The sequence below is a fragment of the Halobacterium sp. NMX12-1 genome, from assembly GCF_040435975.1.
GTDB classification, from domain to species: Archaea; Halobacteriota; Halobacteria; order Halobacteriales; family Halobacteriaceae; genus Halobacterium; species Halobacterium hubeiense.
In genome coordinates this window covers 2,358,439-2,373,528 of the sequence record NZ_CP159204.1, presented here as the reverse complement: position 1 = coordinate 2,373,528, position 15,090 = coordinate 2,358,439, and the positions used below count along the sequence as shown (strand labels likewise).

At 71.2% G+C, this 15,090-nt stretch carries 14 protein-coding genes; 1 reads left to right on the top strand and 13 read right to left on the bottom strand.

Annotated elements, in window-relative coordinates:
• The 3 genes from ABSL23_RS14375 to cobN are packed head-to-tail and all read right to left on the bottom strand — an operon-like array spanning position 1 to position 5,316.
• Complete coding sequence (locus ABSL23_RS14375; RefSeq protein WP_353634240.1) at positions 1–750, bottom strand: cobalt-precorrin-7 (C(5))-methyltransferase; 750 nt, start codon at positions 748–750, stop codon at positions 1–3.
• Positions 747–1,442, bottom strand: coding sequence for a precorrin-8X methylmutase (locus tag ABSL23_RS14370; protein ID WP_353634239.1), 696 nt, complete (start codon positions 1,440–1,442; stop codon positions 747–749). Before ABSL23_RS14370 ends, ABSL23_RS14375 begins: the two co-directional genes overlap by 4 nt.
• On the bottom strand, positions 1,432–5,316 hold the full coding sequence (gene cobN / locus ABSL23_RS14365) for a cobaltochelatase subunit CobN (RefSeq protein WP_353634238.1): 3,885 nt from the start codon (positions 5,314–5,316) through the stop codon (positions 1,432–1,434). Before cobN ends, ABSL23_RS14370 begins: the two co-directional genes overlap by 11 nt.
• Before the next feature lie 34 nt (positions 5,317–5,350).
• On the opposite strand from cobN, the gene ABSL23_RS14360 reads away from it, so the two are divergent.
• Positions 5,351–7,444, top strand: a complete 2,094-nt coding sequence (locus ABSL23_RS14360) for a VWA domain-containing protein (protein ID WP_353634237.1) — start codon at positions 5,351–5,353, stop codon at positions 7,442–7,444.
• A gap of 10 nt (positions 7,445–7,454) precedes the next feature.
• Here ABSL23_RS14360 and ABSL23_RS14355 read toward each other — a convergent pair whose 3' ends face one another.
• The 10 genes from ABSL23_RS14355 to cbiT are packed head-to-tail and all read right to left on the bottom strand — an operon-like array spanning position 7,455 to position 15,001.
• On the bottom strand, positions 7,455–7,826 hold the full coding sequence (locus ABSL23_RS14355) for a DUF3209 family protein (protein WP_353634236.1): 372 nt from the start codon (positions 7,824–7,826) through the stop codon (positions 7,455–7,457).
• Positions 7,823–9,046, bottom strand: coding sequence for a CbiX/SirB N-terminal domain-containing protein (locus ABSL23_RS14350; protein ID WP_353634235.1), 1,224 nt, complete (start codon positions 9,044–9,046; stop codon positions 7,823–7,825). Before ABSL23_RS14350 ends, ABSL23_RS14355 begins: the two co-directional genes overlap by 4 nt.
• On the bottom strand, positions 9,043–9,741 hold the full coding sequence (locus ABSL23_RS14345) for a cobalamin biosynthesis protein (protein ID WP_353634234.1): 699 nt from the start codon (positions 9,739–9,741) through the stop codon (positions 9,043–9,045). The genes ABSL23_RS14350 and ABSL23_RS14345 overlap by 4 nt, the downstream gene beginning before the upstream one ends.
• On the bottom strand, positions 9,738–9,983 hold the full coding sequence (locus tag ABSL23_RS14340; RefSeq protein ID WP_353634233.1) for a ferredoxin: 246 nt from the start codon (positions 9,981–9,983) through the stop codon (positions 9,738–9,740). Before ABSL23_RS14340 ends, ABSL23_RS14345 begins: the two co-directional genes overlap by 4 nt.
• Positions 9,983–11,017, bottom strand: a complete 1,035-nt coding sequence (gene cobJ, locus ABSL23_RS14335) for a precorrin-3B C(17)-methyltransferase (protein ID WP_353634232.1) — start codon at positions 11,015–11,017, stop codon at positions 9,983–9,985. Before cobJ ends, ABSL23_RS14340 begins: the two co-directional genes overlap by 1 nt.
• Positions 11,017–11,883, bottom strand: a complete 867-nt coding sequence (locus ABSL23_RS14330) for an SAM-dependent methyltransferase (RefSeq protein WP_353634231.1) — start codon at positions 11,881–11,883, stop codon at positions 11,017–11,019. The genes cobJ and ABSL23_RS14330 overlap by 1 nt, the downstream gene beginning before the upstream one ends.
• Positions 11,880–12,854, bottom strand: coding sequence for a cobalt-precorrin 5A hydrolase (gene cbiG, locus ABSL23_RS14325; RefSeq protein WP_353634230.1), 975 nt, complete (start codon positions 12,852–12,854; stop codon positions 11,880–11,882). The genes ABSL23_RS14330 and cbiG overlap by 4 nt, the downstream gene beginning before the upstream one ends.
• Before the next feature lie 2 nt (positions 12,855–12,856).
• On the bottom strand, positions 12,857–13,720 hold the full coding sequence (locus tag ABSL23_RS14320) for a cobalt-precorrin-4/precorrin-4 C(11)-methyltransferase (protein ID WP_353634229.1): 864 nt from the start codon (positions 13,718–13,720) through the stop codon (positions 12,857–12,859).
• The gene (locus ABSL23_RS14315; RefSeq protein ID WP_353634228.1) at positions 13,713–14,438 is read right to left on the bottom strand and encodes a cobalt-factor II C(20)-methyltransferase; all 726 of its coding nucleotides are present in this window, start codon (positions 14,436–14,438) and stop codon (positions 13,713–13,715) included. The genes ABSL23_RS14320 and ABSL23_RS14315 overlap by 8 nt, the downstream gene beginning before the upstream one ends.
• Positions 14,435–15,001 carry a precorrin-6Y C5,15-methyltransferase (decarboxylating) subunit CbiT gene (gene cbiT / locus ABSL23_RS14310; RefSeq protein ID WP_353634227.1) on the bottom strand — a complete coding sequence of 189 codons (567 nt, stop codon included), beginning with the start codon at positions 14,999–15,001 and terminating at the stop codon, positions 14,435–14,437. The genes ABSL23_RS14315 and cbiT overlap by 4 nt, the downstream gene beginning before the upstream one ends.
• Positions 15,002–15,090 lie beyond the last annotated feature (89 nt).

Sequence of the window (15,090 nt, the reverse complement as noted above, 5' to 3'; positions counted from 1 at the left end):
CTACTCGCGTCGAACGGCCAGCACCGTCAGGTCCGAGAACGGCGTCTCCTCGCCGGCGTGCGCGGCGAGGTCGCCGAGCGTCGTCCGCGTAATCGCTTCGTCGTCGTGGGTCAGTTTCTCCAGCACGAGCGCCGACAGGTCCGGGTCGGCGCCCGCTTCGAGCAGGTCGGCGGCGACGTCCCCGGGCATCAGGTCGAACGGCCGCGGCAGCACGAGCAGGTGGCGCTCGCCCACCGCGTCGCGGAGTCGGGCGAGGTCGTCGGTGAGGTCGCCGCTCTTGTGGAGCGTGACGAACTCCGTGTCCTCCATCGGCGTGCGCGCCCGACTCGCCGCCACCTGGAGCGACGAGATGCCCGGGACCACGCGCACGGGCGCCTCGACCGCGCGCTCGACCTTCCCGAGGAACTGGTAGCCCGAGTGGTTCGGGTCGCCCATCAGCACCGCCGTCCCGCTCTCGCCGGCCGCGACGTGCTCCGCGAACGCCGCCAGCGTCTCGCCCTCGTCGCGGTAGCCACACGTCAACAGGTCGGCGTCCGTGCGGTCGGCGACGAACTCCACGACCGTCTCGAATCCGACCACGACGTCGGCCTCCCGGATGGCGCGCTCGCCGCGCGGCGTCAGGAACTCGGGGTTCCCGGGGCCGACGCCGACCGCGTGGACGACCGCCTCGGTCCCGAAGTCGGGTTCCGGCTCGCTGGCCGCGAACGCCGCCGGGTCCGGCCCCGAATCGAGGTCGTAGTCGTCGCTCACGATTCGAGGGAGGCGTCGCCGTCGCGGGCGTCGCTGGCGACGTGAATCAGCTCGTTCGTCAGCCCGGCGGCGAGCCCGCTGCCGCCGCGCCGCCCGACGTTCGTGATGGCGGGCACGCCGTGTTCCGCGGCGACCTCGCGGAGCCGCTTGCGGCTCTCGGCGGCCTTCACGAAGCCGACGGGCGTCGCGACGACGACTGCGGGCCGGGTGCCGTCCTCGATGCAGTCTGCGAGAGCGAGCGCCGCCGTCGGCGCGTTCCCGACCACGGCGATGGCGCCGTCGTAGACGTCCTCCTTGTCGAGTTCGAGCACGGACGCGGCCGTGCGGGTCATCCCCGTCTCCGCGGCGAGGTCGGCGCCGTTGCCGATGGCCTTCCGCACCTCGCAGTCGTGGCCGCGGCCCGTGATTCCGGCTTTGACCATCGTGATGTCCGTCACGATGGGCGCCTCGTCGAGGACCGCTCGAGCGCCCGCGCGGACGGCCTCGGAGTCGTCGCCGCCCGTGAACCGCACGAGGTGCTGGAACTCGGGGTCGCCGGTCGCGTGGACGGACTTCTGTCGCACGCGGTCCGCGAGCGTCTCGTCGGGCACGAGCTCGCGCACGCGGTCCATGCTCGTCTCCGCGATGTCCATCGCGTTCTCCGTGGTCGCGCCGAGGTCCGCGTACGCCTCGAAGTCGCCGTCAGTCGTCATCCGAGGACACCTCCTGAGTCACGGCCGGGGAGTCGCTAGCCCTGGCCTCCAAGTCGCCCTCCACCTGCAGATTCAGGTCGCGCAGGCGCTCTGCCGTCTCGTCGTCGGCGTCCCAGAGGCCGCGCTCGATGGCCTCCAGCAGGGTGTCCGTGATGGAGTCCAGCGCCCACGGATTGACGTCCCGCATCCACTCCTGGCGCTCCTCGTCGAAGGCGTACTGCTCGGCGACTTCCTCCCAGAGACTGTCCGAGACGACGCCGGTGGTGGCGTCCCAGCCGAGCGTCACGTCCACCGTCGAGGAGAGGTCGCCGGCGCCCTTGTAGCCGTGCTCCTCCATCGAGTCCAGCCACTCGGGGTTCAGTACGCGCGCGCGCATCGCCTTCCGGACTTTCTCCTCGTTCGTGTAGACGTCCACGTTGTCCGGGTCGCTGGAGTCCCCGACGTACGACGCGGGCTCCTCGCCGGACTCCTCCGCGACGGCCGTGATGAAGCCGCCGTGGAACGCGTACCAGTCAGAGGAGTCGAACTCGTCTTGCTCCATCGTGTCCTCGATTTTGGCGGTGGCGTCGACGTTCCCGAGGCGGCGCTCGAATGCGTCGTGGGCTTCCGAGACGCGGCCTCGCGACCCCATCGCGTAGCCGCCCCACTGGACGTACACCGCCGCGAGGTCCGAGCGGTCGTCCCACTCGCCCTCGTCGACGGCCTTGTTCGTCCCCGCGCCGTAGCCGCCCGGCCGGGTCGTGAACACGCGGTGTTTGGCGGCTTTCTCGGGGTTCTCGACGCCCTGTGCTTCGAGTTCTTCGGCGTCCTCCTCGACGTGCTTCTTCACGTAGTTCTGCTCGTGGGGTTCGTCGAGGTCCGCGACCGCCTCCACGGCGTCGTGAATCACGCCCGCCGCCTGCGGGAACGCGTCCCGGAACAGCCCCGAGACGCGCGTCGTCACGTCGATTCTGGGCCGGCCGAGTTCGTCCAGGGGAATCGGTTCCACGTCGTCCACGCGCCCGGCGTCGGTCCACACCGGCCGGACGCCCAGCAGACCGAGCGCCTGCGCGATGGTCTCCCCGCGCGTGCGGACGGTCGGCGTCCCCCACGCGACGACCCCGACCTCCTCGGGGTACTCGCCCTCCTCGTCGCGGTGGCGCTGTGCGATGCCGTCTGCGACTTCCTTCCCCACGTCCCACGCTGTCTTCGCGGGCACCTTCCGCGGGTCCAGCGTGTAGAAGTTCCGTCCAGTGGGCAGGAGGTCCACGCCGCCGCGCGTCGGCGCGCCGCTCCCGCCCGGTTCGACGTACTCGCCGTTCAGCGCGTCCGCGGTCTGCGGGATCTCCGATTCGGCGCCGAACACCCGCGGCGCGGCCTCCTCGCAGATGAATCGCAGGACTTCGCGCAGGTCGTCGTGCGCCCCGGACTTCGCCCGTGCGTCCCCGAGCGTGTCGATGTCCACGACGAGGAGGTTCATGTTCACCTCGTCGTCCGCGCCGGCTTCGACGTTCGACGCCGGCACGTCGAAACCCTCGGCGGCGAGCGTCTCCACGAGGTCCACACTCGTCTCGTACACCTCGTCGGCGGCCTCCGCGTACGTCATCCCCAGCTCTTCGCTGTACGTTCCCGGGGAGTCCAGCATCGTCTCGTAATCGACACCGAGTACGCCCGCGACGCTCTCCCGGAGCGACGGCGCGCCCGGATTTTCGAGGCGCGTGAGCGCCACGAGGTACTCCACGAGGCGGTCGCCCGCCGGCGGTTCGCCCATCGTGTGGAGCCCCAGCCGAATCTGGGTCGTCTTCACGTCGGTCACGTACTCGTGGACGCGCTCGACCAGCTCCTCGATGCCCACGTCGTCACCAGACACGTCGCCCTCCGCGAGCGACGTGCCGGCTTCCTCGGGGCCGCGCACGTCCGCCTTCTCCTCGATTTCTCCCTCGACCCCGAGTTCGACCGCGAGGTCGAGTTCGTCGACGAGTCCGCGGATGCGCTCCGCGAGGTGTTCCTCGCTGTCTGCCCCGGAGCCGGTGCCGGCTGCCCGGTAGCGAGACGCCAGCTCTTCGAGTTCGGCGAGTTCGTCGTACGTGCCCGCGTTGCTCATCACGGGCGTGAGGTAGTCCACGACTGCGGCGTACGACCGGCGCTTGGCCTGCGTGCCCTCGCCGGGGTTGTTGACGATGTACGGGTAGACGTTCGGCAGGTCGCCGAGCAGCGCGTCCGGCGCGCTCGCCGAATCGAGGCCGACCGTCTTCCCGGGTAGCCACTCCAGACTGCCGTGCGTGCCGAGGTGGACGACGGCGTCCGCGTCGAAGTCCTCGCGGAGCCACGCGTAGAACGCGTAGTAGTCGTGGGGCGGCTGGAGGTCGCTGTCGTGGTAGACTTTCTCCGGGTCCATGCCGAACCCACGGGGCGGCTGGACGGTGACGAGCACGTTCCCGTACTCGACGCCCGGAATCGCGAACGGGCGCTCGGGCGGGTCGCCCCACTCCGCGACGACGTTCTCGCGGAAGTCCGGGTCGGCGTCCGCCCACCACTCGGCGTACTCGTCGGTCGAGACCACGTCGACGCTGTGCTTGCGGACGTCTTCGGGCGCGACCCAGCGGTCGTCCAGCGTGAGCTGACTGGTCAACTGCTCGATGAGCGCCTGCCCCTCCGGCGGCGTCTGTCCGCCTAAGTCGTACTCGCGCGCGTCCAGTTCGTCCAGCAGATTCACCGTGCTCTCGGGCGTGTCGAGGCCGAACGCGGTGCCGATGCCGTCGTCGCTCGGCGGGTAGTTGTGGAGCACGACGGCGACGTGCTTCTCGTCGTTGTCGAGGTGGCGCAGCCGCGCCCAGTTCACCGCGAGGCTCGCGGCGTGCTCGACCCGCTCCTCGATGGGGAAGTGCTGCTTCGGCGCGGAGCCGATGTCCACCTCGTCGTCGGTGCGCTCCTTCCCCGAGATGGGGTGCGTGATGACGTTGCCGTCGAACTCAGGGAGCGCCACGGAGAGCGCGAGTTCGAAGCCCATCACGCCCGTGTCCGCGGACTCGTACCGCGAGCGCGAGCGCATCGTCGTGACGGTCTGGAGGACGGGGACGCCGAGGCGGTCGAGGAACACGTCCTCCGCGGCGTCGCCCTCGTCGGACGCCGAGCGGCCGCGCTCGTCCATCGACAGCGAGAACATGAACGACGAGAGCACGGCGTCCACGACCGGCTCGCCATCCTCTATGAGCCACTCGTCCGTCACCCACTCCGCGTCCTCCTGTTCGTCTGTGTCCGTCGCGGGATTGCAGAAGACCGGGAGCGCGTTCGCGCCCTGCGCTTCGAGCGCGCGCACCTGCGCGTCCACGTAGCGGGTGTTCTCGTGCGTCCAGTGGGACTCGTAGAACCAGACCGCGACCGTCGGCGCGTCGGGGTCGAAGGTCGCGCGGAGTTCCTCGTAGCTCGCTCCCGGGTGGTCGGGGTGGTAGACGCCCTCTGTGGGGAGCGCGACGGGGTCGTCGTACGCGAGATCGGCCGACGAGTAGCGGTCCGCGAGGAAGCGCAGGCAGTTGGCGACGTTCGCCGTGCCGCCGCGGTCGAGGTACTCGTAGACCGCCTCGCGGTCCTCGGCGGCGACGGTGGTGTCCTCGACGGCGTACGCGTCCCCCGTGGACTTCACGACGAGCGGGACGCCCGCGTCCGCGAGCCGGCGGGTCGCGCGGTCGTAGCCGGGCATACTGTCCTTGGCGCCGTGCAGCCAGAACACGGCGGCGTCGGCGTCTTCGGCGGCCTCGACGAACGCCTCGACGTCGGCGTCGTCGTCGAGGTCGCTCTCTGAGCGCGCGAGGAGGTCCGCCTCGACGCGCTCGGCGGCCGCCTGAATCGAGCCGAGTTCGTTCTCGGTCGCGGTGTAGAGTGCAATCTCAGGCATAAGTATGTTAAACTCCGATTTCGGTATTACAACTATGGTTGAACTAGGAAGCGGGAAAAAGCTATCGCAGGCGGGGCGCGCGCCGACGCCGTTCCCGGCCATCGTCGGCCAGCGCGACCTCAAGGACGCGCTGCTCGCGGTCGCCGCCAACGACGACCTCGACGGCCTCCTCGCGACCGGCGAGAAGGGCACCGCGAAGTCCACGGCCGCCCGCGCGCTCGCCGACCTGCTCCCCGACCAGCGCGCCGTCGCCGACTGCCCATACGGCTGTCCGCCCGACGACCCCGAGAGCCAGTGCGCCGACTGCCGGACGCGAGCGGACCCGCCCGTCGAGACGCGACCGGTCCCGTTCGTCACGCTCCCGCTGGGCGCGTCCCGCGACCGTGTCGTCGGCTCGCTGTCCGTGCCGGACGCCCTCGACGGCGACGCCGAGTTCAACCCCGGTTTACTCGCGGCCGCCAACCGGGGGTTCCTCTACGTCGACGAGGTGAACCTCCTCGACGACCACCTCGTGGACGTGCTCCTCGACGCCGCCGCCGCTGGCGTCAACCGCGTCGAACGCGACGGCGTCAGCGTCACCCACCCCGCCGAGTTCACCCTGATTGGGACGATGAACCCCGAGGAGGGCGAGCTCCGCCCGCAGTTCCGCGACCGCTTCGCGCTCCGAGTGGGGGTCGCGGGCAGCGACGACCTCGACGACCGAGCCGAAATCGTCGAACGGGCGCTCGACGGCTTCGACGGCGACTACGCCGACCAGACGCAGGCGGTCCGCGAGCGCCTGCTGGACGCCCGCGACCTGCTCCCCGAGGTGGACCTCCCGGACTCGCTCGTCCGCGAGATTACCGAGCTCTGCCGGGACGCGGGCGTAGACGGCCACCGCGCGGACGTCGCCACCGCTCGCGCCGCGCGCACGCTCGCCGCGCTCGACGGTCGGCCGACGGTCACAGAGGCCGACGTCCAGCGCGCCGCCGAGTTCGCGCTCCCCCACCGCCTCCAGTCCCGTCCCTTCGAGGACGCGCCCGACCCCGAGGACGTGGTAGACGACCACTTCGACGACGGCGAGGACGGCGGGGAGAGCACCGACAGCGACGACTCGGACGCCGACGCGGGCGACGACGCTGACGACCCCGACGCCGACGCGGACGAAGAAGGCGACGACTCGGGCGCGGACTCCGAACCGGACGAGGACAGCGACGAGTCGTCGCCAGCCCCACAGCCGGACGGCGCCGGCGAGGACCGCGAGGGCGATAGCGGGCAGGCCGACCACGGCGACGACTCAGAGCGCGGGGACGAGAGCGAGGATTCGGAGGAGGCGGCGCCGCTGGTTCCCGGACAGTCGCGCTCGGAGACGCCCGACCCGGGGGCGGGGCGAGCGCCCGAGACGGACGCGCCCGATGCGGAGACCTCCTCCGGGACCGGCGGCGCGAGCGCGACGCCGAGCGCGAGCGGTCGCGGGGCGCGCGTGCGGACCGAGCGCGCGTCCGCGACGGACAGCGTGGACGCCGCGGCGTCGGTGCGGGCGGCCGCAGCGCGCGGCGCCGACGGCGTCGAGAAACGCGACCTCCGGCAGTCGGTGCGCGCGGGGTCGGCGTCCGCGCTCGTCGTGTTCGCGGTGGACGCCAGCGCGTCGATGCGCGCGCCGATGCGCGCCGCGAAGGGCGTCGCGCTGGACGTCCTGCGGGACGCCTACGAGCGCCGCGACGAGGTCGCCGTCGTGACGTTCGCGGGCGAGGACGCCGACGTGGTGTTGCCGCCGACGGACAGCGTGACGCTGGCTGCCCGCCACCTCAAGTCGCTGCCGACGGGCGACCGCACGCCGCTGCCCGCGGGCCTGCGCGCCGCCGACGACGTGCTGGCGCGCGCGGACCCGGACGCCGCGGTCGTGGTCGTCGTCACGGACGGCCGCGCGAACGCGGGTACCGACCAGCCGACGGCGGACACTCGGGAGGCGGCGAGCGCGCTTGCCGACAGGGGCGCGAACGTGCTCGTCGTTGACGCTGGTGATGGAGGTCGCGCAGGCCTCGTCGGCGACGTGGTGCGGGCGTCCGGGGGCGAGCGCGTGCCGCTGGACGCGCTGACGCCGGAGCGAATCGACGGCGCCGTCCGCGCCGCGCGGGACGAGCGCTGAGAGAGAACAGTTACTCGTCGGCGGGGAACGCGTCGTGCAGCGAGTGGTGGGTCTCACCGAGGTCCGCCAGCAGCGAGTCGCCGTGGTCGGCGACGCGGGCCAGCGAGCGCTCGGCGTCACGCACCGCGACGAGGCGGCCGCGGAGGTAGTCGTACGCGGGGTCGCTCTCGTCGGTCGCGGCGACCTCCTCTTCGAGGTCCACGAGCGCGGCGTCGAGGTGCCGCTGGAGTTCGGAGAGGGAGTCGGCGTTCGCCAGCCCCTCGATGGGGCCGTCGAGGTGTCCCTGTAGTTCCTTCTCGGCGTGCTCGCGGGCGCTCCGGTCGTCGGTGCCGAGGACGTTCAGCAGGCCGAGGCGCAGGGCTTCGAGTTCGTGGCAGGTCATAGCAGTTGGGAGTCGAGGTCGGAGACGATGCGCTCGCTGTCGAGGTGCGAGGCGACGATGCGGTCGGCGTCGTCGGGCTGGACGCGCTGGTACCAGACGCCCTCCGGGTAGACGGCGACGTTCGGGCCGTCGCCGCACTGGCCGAGGCAGGACGAGCGCGTGACGCGCACGTTCCCGTCGTCGGCGTCGCGGGCGGCCTGCCGGAGGCGTTCGAGGACGGCGGGCGCGCCGTCCGCGGCGCACGTCTGGTTCGTGCAGACCGCGACGTGCTTGTCGGGCGCGTCGTGGGCGTGGGGGTCGTCGGCGACGTTCTCGCGGTCGGCGTGGGCCTCGCGGTGGTCGAGCGCGCGCAGCATCGCCTTCGCGCCGCCGACGTCCTCCTCGTAGCCGTCCAGCTCGACCTTGTACTTGCAGGTGTCGCAGGACATCTCAACGCTGCCCGTGCGGGCCTCCTGCCAGCGGTCGCCGAGCACGTCCAGCAGCCGGGGGTCAGTGCCCAGCGGGTCGCCGCAGGCCGCGTCCACGTAGGGGTACTCGTCGTCGAACTCCGCGGCGCCGTCGCGGATGCGGCCCGTGAGCACGCCGTCGCCGAGCATGTACGGCACGACGACGACGGCGTCCGGGCGGTGCTTGGCGACGTCGTGGAGCGTCTCGTCCAGCGTCGGCTCCGTGACGCCGATGAACGTCGCGTCCACCCGGGAGAACTCCCGTCCCTCGTAGAGCAGGCGCGCGAGCTTGTGGACGTCGGCGTTCGCGTCCGGGTCGCTGGACCCCCGGGCGCACAGCACCACGGCCACGTCGTCGGCCTCGCGGTCCACGCCGAGGTCGGCTTCCACGCTCGCGGCGCGGTCGTCCAGCAGGTCCACGATGGCGGGGTGGACGCCGAGGTGCGAGCCGTTGTCGAAGCTCACGTCGGGGTGCTCCGCGCGCGCCTGCCGGAGCGCCGCGGGCACGTCGTTCTTGACGTGGCTGGCGGCGAACAGCGACAGGTGGACGACGGAGATGCTGGCGACGGCGGGCACGAGCGCGTCGATGGCGGCTTCTATCGACGGCTCCGCGAGTTCGAGGAAGCCCGCGTCCACCGGCACGCCCAGCCGCGCTTCGAGGTCCGCGGCGAGCGTGCGCACCTGCTCGTTGGACTCCTCGCGGCGCGAGCCGTGGCCGACCAGCAGGACGGCCTCGTCGTTCAGGCTCGCCGCGGGCTCGTCGGTGCGGCTCACGGTTCGACCTCCAGCGAGGCGGTGACGTCGTCGGCCTGTTCGAGGCTCCGCCGGAGCTTCCGGCGCCGCGACGGCGCGAACAGCCCCGACTTGCCACTATCCTCGTAGAGCCACGCGCCGAGTTCGGGGACGGCGTCGTCCTCGACGCTGAAGTAGTAGCCCGAGGACGCCTCAGAGGGGTCGCCGTACGGCGCGTCCACTGGCGCGTCGTCGAGGAGCGTCTGCACCGTTTCGAGGAGCGCGCGGTCCTCGTGGACGAACGAGAGCCCCACGGTTCCCGACGAGGACTTGAAGCAGACCGTTCCACAGGCTTCGACGATTCCGCGGAGGAGCTGGCGGTCGTGGGCGGCGAGCGCGTCCAGCCGGTAGCCGCCCGCTTCGCCCGCGATGGGGAGGCCGAACGCGGCCGCCGCGCGGGCCGCGAGCCCGCCGAACACCTGCACCGTGTACTCGTCCTCGCGGCGAGTAATCGAGGTGTCGTGGGCGTACTCGCGCTCCTCGACGCGGTGGCCGGTGCGCTCCCCGCCCGCGATTGCCGCGAGCTTGTCGGCGGCGGCCTCGTCGCTCGTCTCCACGGTCACGCACGACTCGCTGAGTTCGCCCGCGCTGGCGACGTGTCCCCAGAAGTACGCCGTCTCGGGGTACGCGGCGAGCGCGGAGTCCGGCGGGTCCACGTCGGTGCCGTCGGTGCTCACGGCTCTCCCTCCACCGCTTCGACGGTGATAGCGTCGAACGGGCACGCCGCCGCGGCCTGCTTGGCGTCCGCGACGCGCTCGTCCTCGAACGTCCCGACGACGGTCTCGTCGGTCCGCTCGATGGTGCCGCCGTCCGCGTCGAACGTGGCGAGGCCGTCGTCGTCCTCGACGAACCGCTGGTCCCGCGTCAGGCACGCGAACACGCCGTCGCAGGCCTCGCGGTCGATGGTGACGCGGTACATCAGTAGTCGTACTTCGTCTCGTAGCCCCGCGGCGTGACCATCCGGTCGTCGAAGACGTACGTGTCCTCGTTCCCGACGACGATTGTCGTGGTCATGTCCACGAGGTCGGTCTCGCCGTACGATTCGAGCTCGCCCAGCGTCGTGATTTCGACTTCCTCGTCCTCGCGGCCCGCGCCGTGGACGATGCCGACGGGCGTGTCCGCGTCGCGGTGCGCGAGCAGAATCTCGCAGGCCTTCTGGAAGTTCTCGCGGCGCTTGCGGCTCCACGGGTTGTAGATGGAGATAGTGAACCCTTCGCCGGCGACCGCGTGCAGCCGCGACTCGATTTCGGGCATCGGCGTGAGGTGGTCGGACAGAGAGACGCTCACGGAGTCGTTCACGAGGGGGGCGCCGAGCCGCGCGCCGCAGGACTGCGCGGCGGGAACGCCCGGCACGACCTCGAAGTCCAGCGCGGAGGCCGTCGCGCCCTTCGACTCCACGATTTCGAGCGCGAGCCCCGCCAGCGCGTAGACGTTCGGGTCGCCGCTGCCGACGATGGCGACGTCGTTGCCCGCGAGCGCGCGGTCGATTGCCTCCTCCGTGCGGGAGACCTCCCCGCACATCGGCGTGTCGTAGATGTCCTCCGCGTCGTCGGTGATGTCGTCAGGGATGAGGTCGATGTACGTCGTGTACCCGACGATGTGCTCGGCGTCCGCCAGCGCGCCCTTCGCGCGGTCGGTCATCCCCTCGGGCTGGCCCGGACCCAGTCCGACGGCGGTGAGCTTCCCGGGGTCGGTGTCGAAGTCCTCGACGGTCGAACCGACCTTCTCCTCGGTGCTGGTCGACGAGGCGCCGCACGACGAACCGGACGATGACGAGTCGGAACTGCTCGCGCCGCACTTCGACTCGCTGGACGAGTCTGCCGGCTCCGTGCTCTCCGTTGATGTGGACGCCGACGCGCCGCACTTCGATTCGCTGCTCGTCTCGGTCGTGCTTGCTGCGCCACACTTGCTGGTCGATTCCTCCGTCTCGGTGGTGGTGTCGTCAGTGCTCATCAGAAGTCCTCCACGTCACGCCCGCCGCGCGGGGTGACGAGGTGTTCGCGGTGGTCGTTAGTCCATACCTCCGTCTCGTGGTTCCCGACGAGAATCGAGGTGCCCATGCCGCCGACCTTCTCGTCGTGGTCGGCGACCTCGCCGAGCGTCGTCACGGTGTGCGTCTCGCCGTCGGTGTTCCGGCCAGCGTCGCCGCGGCCGGCGTCGTTGATGATGGCGACGGGCACGTCGTCCGCGCGCTCCTCGCGGAGCACCCGGACGGCGCGCTCGTAGTCGCGCCAGCAGTTGTAGAGGACGACGACGAACCCGCTGATGGCGGCCGCGCGGAGCTTCTCCTCGATCTCATCCCAGCCGCGCCACTTCTCCGACAGCGAGATTGTGCAGAAGTCGTTCGACAGCGGCGCGCCGAGGTTCGCCGCGCCGCCGAGTGCCGCCGTCACGCCCGGGACGATTTCGATGGGGACGTCGTACGCCTCGTCCTCCTCGGCCATCAGGTAGACCAGATCGGACTTGCCGTAGACGTTCGGGTCGCCGCCGGAGACGTGCGCGACGTCCTCGCCGTCCCGCACGCGCTCGAACGCCTCGCGCGCGAGTTCGACCTGCCGCCCCATCGTCGAGCGAACGACCTCCTGCTCGGGGCGCTCGCCGGAGTCCTCGGGCGGGAGCGTGCCGTCCCGCCGCAGGAACTCCTGGTAGAGGTTCGACGCGACCACGCAGTCCGCCGCCCGGACCACGTCCTTCGCGCGCTGGGTCATCCCGCCCGGGAGCCCCGGACCGATGCCGACGACGTACAGCGTGCCGTAGTCGCTGGTGTCGGCGGCGGTGGCGGCGTCGCTGTCGGCGTCAGTGGGTGTCTCAGTACTCATTTGCCGACCGCCACCGTTACCGCCTCGTCGTGGCGCTCCTTCTCGGCGAGCAGTTCGTGCTCGCGGCCGCCCGCAATCGCGGACGCCTCCGCGATGCCCGGCCAGCCGATGAGTTCTTTCGACCGGGAGGGCGTCGGCCCCTCGTACTCTTCGAGGGTCTCCTTCTCGAAGGAGACGACGCCCAGACCGACTTCCTCCGCGGCGGCGAGCAGGCCTTCTTCCTCTTCTTTCCGGGTGCCCGTGGCGACGAACTCCACGTCGTCGAGGTCGTAGTCCGTGCCTTCGAGGCTGGCCGCCCACGCGTCGAGGAACTGTTCCTTCTTCGCGCCGGAGACGCTGCCGGTGCCGAGGACGACGCCATCGGCTTTGTTGCGCTTCAGGACGGTGACGTCGTCGCTGGCGAGCACGGCCGCGGGACCGTCGAGGCGCGCGACGGGGCCGAGGTTCTCGTCGAGGACCGCGAGGTTCGTCGCGACCGTCGAGTCGCCGTTCACGACGTGCGCGTCGAGGGCCTTCGCGCGCTCCTCGACGCCCTGCTTGCCCGCGGCCTCGCTGGCGGTGGTCATCGCCGGGACGGCGCCCATCGACGCGAGGTCGTCGGCGACCTGGTTCGCGCCGTGGTGGCCGCCCGTGAGCGGAATCGCCCACGTCAGCTCCTCGTCCACGACGACGACCGCGGGGTCGTCCCACTTGTCGTCGAGCAGGCCGGCGGTCTTCCGCATCGCGATGCCCGAGGCCATCAGGCCGACGAAGCAGTCGTACTCGCCCCAGTGCTCGGCGAACACGTCGCCGTGGTACTCCAGAATCTCGATGGAGTCGTAGCGGTCGCCGATGCCCGCCACGATGTCTTCCGCGGTGCTCATCTTGCGCTCGAACGCCACGATGGCGATGTCCTCGGCGACTTCGCCGTCGGAGTCCGGGGTCGAACAGTGCGCTCCAGAACCGTCGCTGTCGTTGCTGTCGGTGCTCATGGTCAGTCGTCTGCCTCGCTCTCTGTGCGGTTCGCCCAGTCGCCGTAGAGGTACGACCGGTCGTAGTTCGCGCCGGCGCCAGCCTCTCCAATCACGACCAGCGCGGACGCGCGGTAGCCCGCGTCCTCGACCTTCTCGCCGATGGTCTCGACGGTGCCCTCGATGACGTCCTCGTCCGGCCACGACGCGTGGTAGACCACGGTGACCGGGGTGTCGGGGTCGTGGCCGTCGTCGCGAAGGCGGTCCATCACGTCGGGGATGGCGTGCGTGCCGAGGTAGATGCAGGTCGTCACGTCGCCCATCGCCACGAACTCCGAGACGTGGTCGTCCTCGGGGTCGAGCGTGCGGCCCTGCGGGCGCGTGAACGCGACGTGGTTCGCCGTGCCGTTCAGCGTCAATTGCGTGCGAAGCGTCGCCGCTGCCGCGAACGCGGACGTGACACCCGGGACGATGTACGTCGGGACGCCCTCCTGTTCGAGGGCGTCCATCTGCTCCAGCGCGGCGCCGTAGATTGCGGGGTCGCCGCTGTGCAGGCGGACGACCGTCCGGCCGTCCTCGTGGGCGTCCCGCATCAGGGGAATCAGTTCTTCGAGGTCCTTCCCCACCGAGGAGACGGTCTCGGCGTCCGCGCAGTACGCCTCCAGAAGCTCGCTGTTCACGAGCGAGCCGGCGTGGACCACGAGGTCGGCGTCCTCGACGAGCTCCTTTCCGGTGACTGTGAGCAGGCCGGGGTCGCCCGGCCCCGCACCGATGAACGGGATGCCATCCTGCACGTCGCCGGCGGTGTGCTCGTAGACGCGGGAATCGCGGCCCCGCTCGCGGCGCTCGCTGGCGGCGTCGATGGCGGCCTGCGGGTCGTCAGTCATCCCCAACCACCCCGCTGGCGCCGTCCGCGTCGCGGGCGTCCTCGAAGGCCGTCGGGCGGTCCTTCTGCAAGTCGGCGCGCTCGGCGTACGCGAGCGTGTAGTAGTCCCGCTCGGCGATTTCGGTGGGGTCCGTTGTCACACGCTCGTCGCCCTGCTCCATGAACAGCCGGCGGCCATAGGTCACGTCGTAGCCGGCGTCCACGAGCCCCTCGTGGGTCGCGGGCGCGTCGGTGACCTTGAACAGGACCATCCGGTCGGGGCCGGTCGGGGACTTCCCCTGCGCGGCCTCGCGGAGCGCCAGTCCCGCGCCCGCGTCGATTTCGACGCCGAGCGCGGTGGCGAACGCGGTGACCGCGCTGACCCCCGGCACGACCTCCACGTCCACGTCGGGGTGGAAGGCGTCGAGCGTGCGGCGGAGGTGGCCGAACGTCGAGTAGACGTTCGGGTCGCCGAGCGTCACGAACGCCGCGTCGCCGTCCCGGGCCTCCGGCGCGACTTCGCCGGCGGCGTCCCGCCACGCGTCGCGGAGTTCCTGCGGGTCGCGGGTCATCGGGAAGTCGAGGTCGCCAATGCGCGACTCGGGGACGTGCTCGGTCGCGACCGTCCGGGAGAGCCGCCCCGGCGAGTAGACGACGTCCGCCGATTCGAGGACGCGCTTCCCGCGCACGGTCACGAGGTCGGCTTCGCCGGGGCCGAGGCCGACGCCGTAGAGGGTCATCGCTGTCCCTCCGCGTCGTTCCCGGTGGCGCTGCCGACGAGCATGTAGACGGGATTCTGGGAGTCGAAGGAGGTCGCGCCCGCGAGCTCGTAGCCGTGGCTCACCTGGAACTGGACCACTTCGTCCAAGAGGTCGCGCTCGCGGAACGCTTCGGTGGCGGCGCCCGCGACCTCCAGCCGGGAGACGTTCATCACGACCGTCTCGACGCCGGTCTCGACGGCATAGTCGAGGACCGCCTCGTAGTTGCGGCTGCCGCCGAGGAACAGCGCGTCGGCGTCGTCGGGGAGGCCCTCGGGGGCTTCGGCGTGGCGCACGTCCACGGCGTCCGCGAGGTCGTTGGCCGCGAGGTTCTGTCGGGTCGTCTCGACGCGCTCGCGCTTGCGCTCGACGGCGGTGACGCGGCCGGCGTCCCGGGCGGCGTCGGCGGTGACGGCGCCCGTGCAGGAGCCGACCTCCGCGAAGTGGTCGTCCGGGCCGAGCGCGAGTTTGTCCCGGAGGACCGCTCGCACCTCCGATTTGGTCGGTCCGGCCTTGGCGTCGTGGGGGAGTCGGGTCTGAGCCATCACCGAACACAACAGCAGTAGCGCCTAAAACAATTTTGGTTGTATTAACCAAAGCTTGTTTTCGTTACGGCCGGCGGAACGGGCGATAG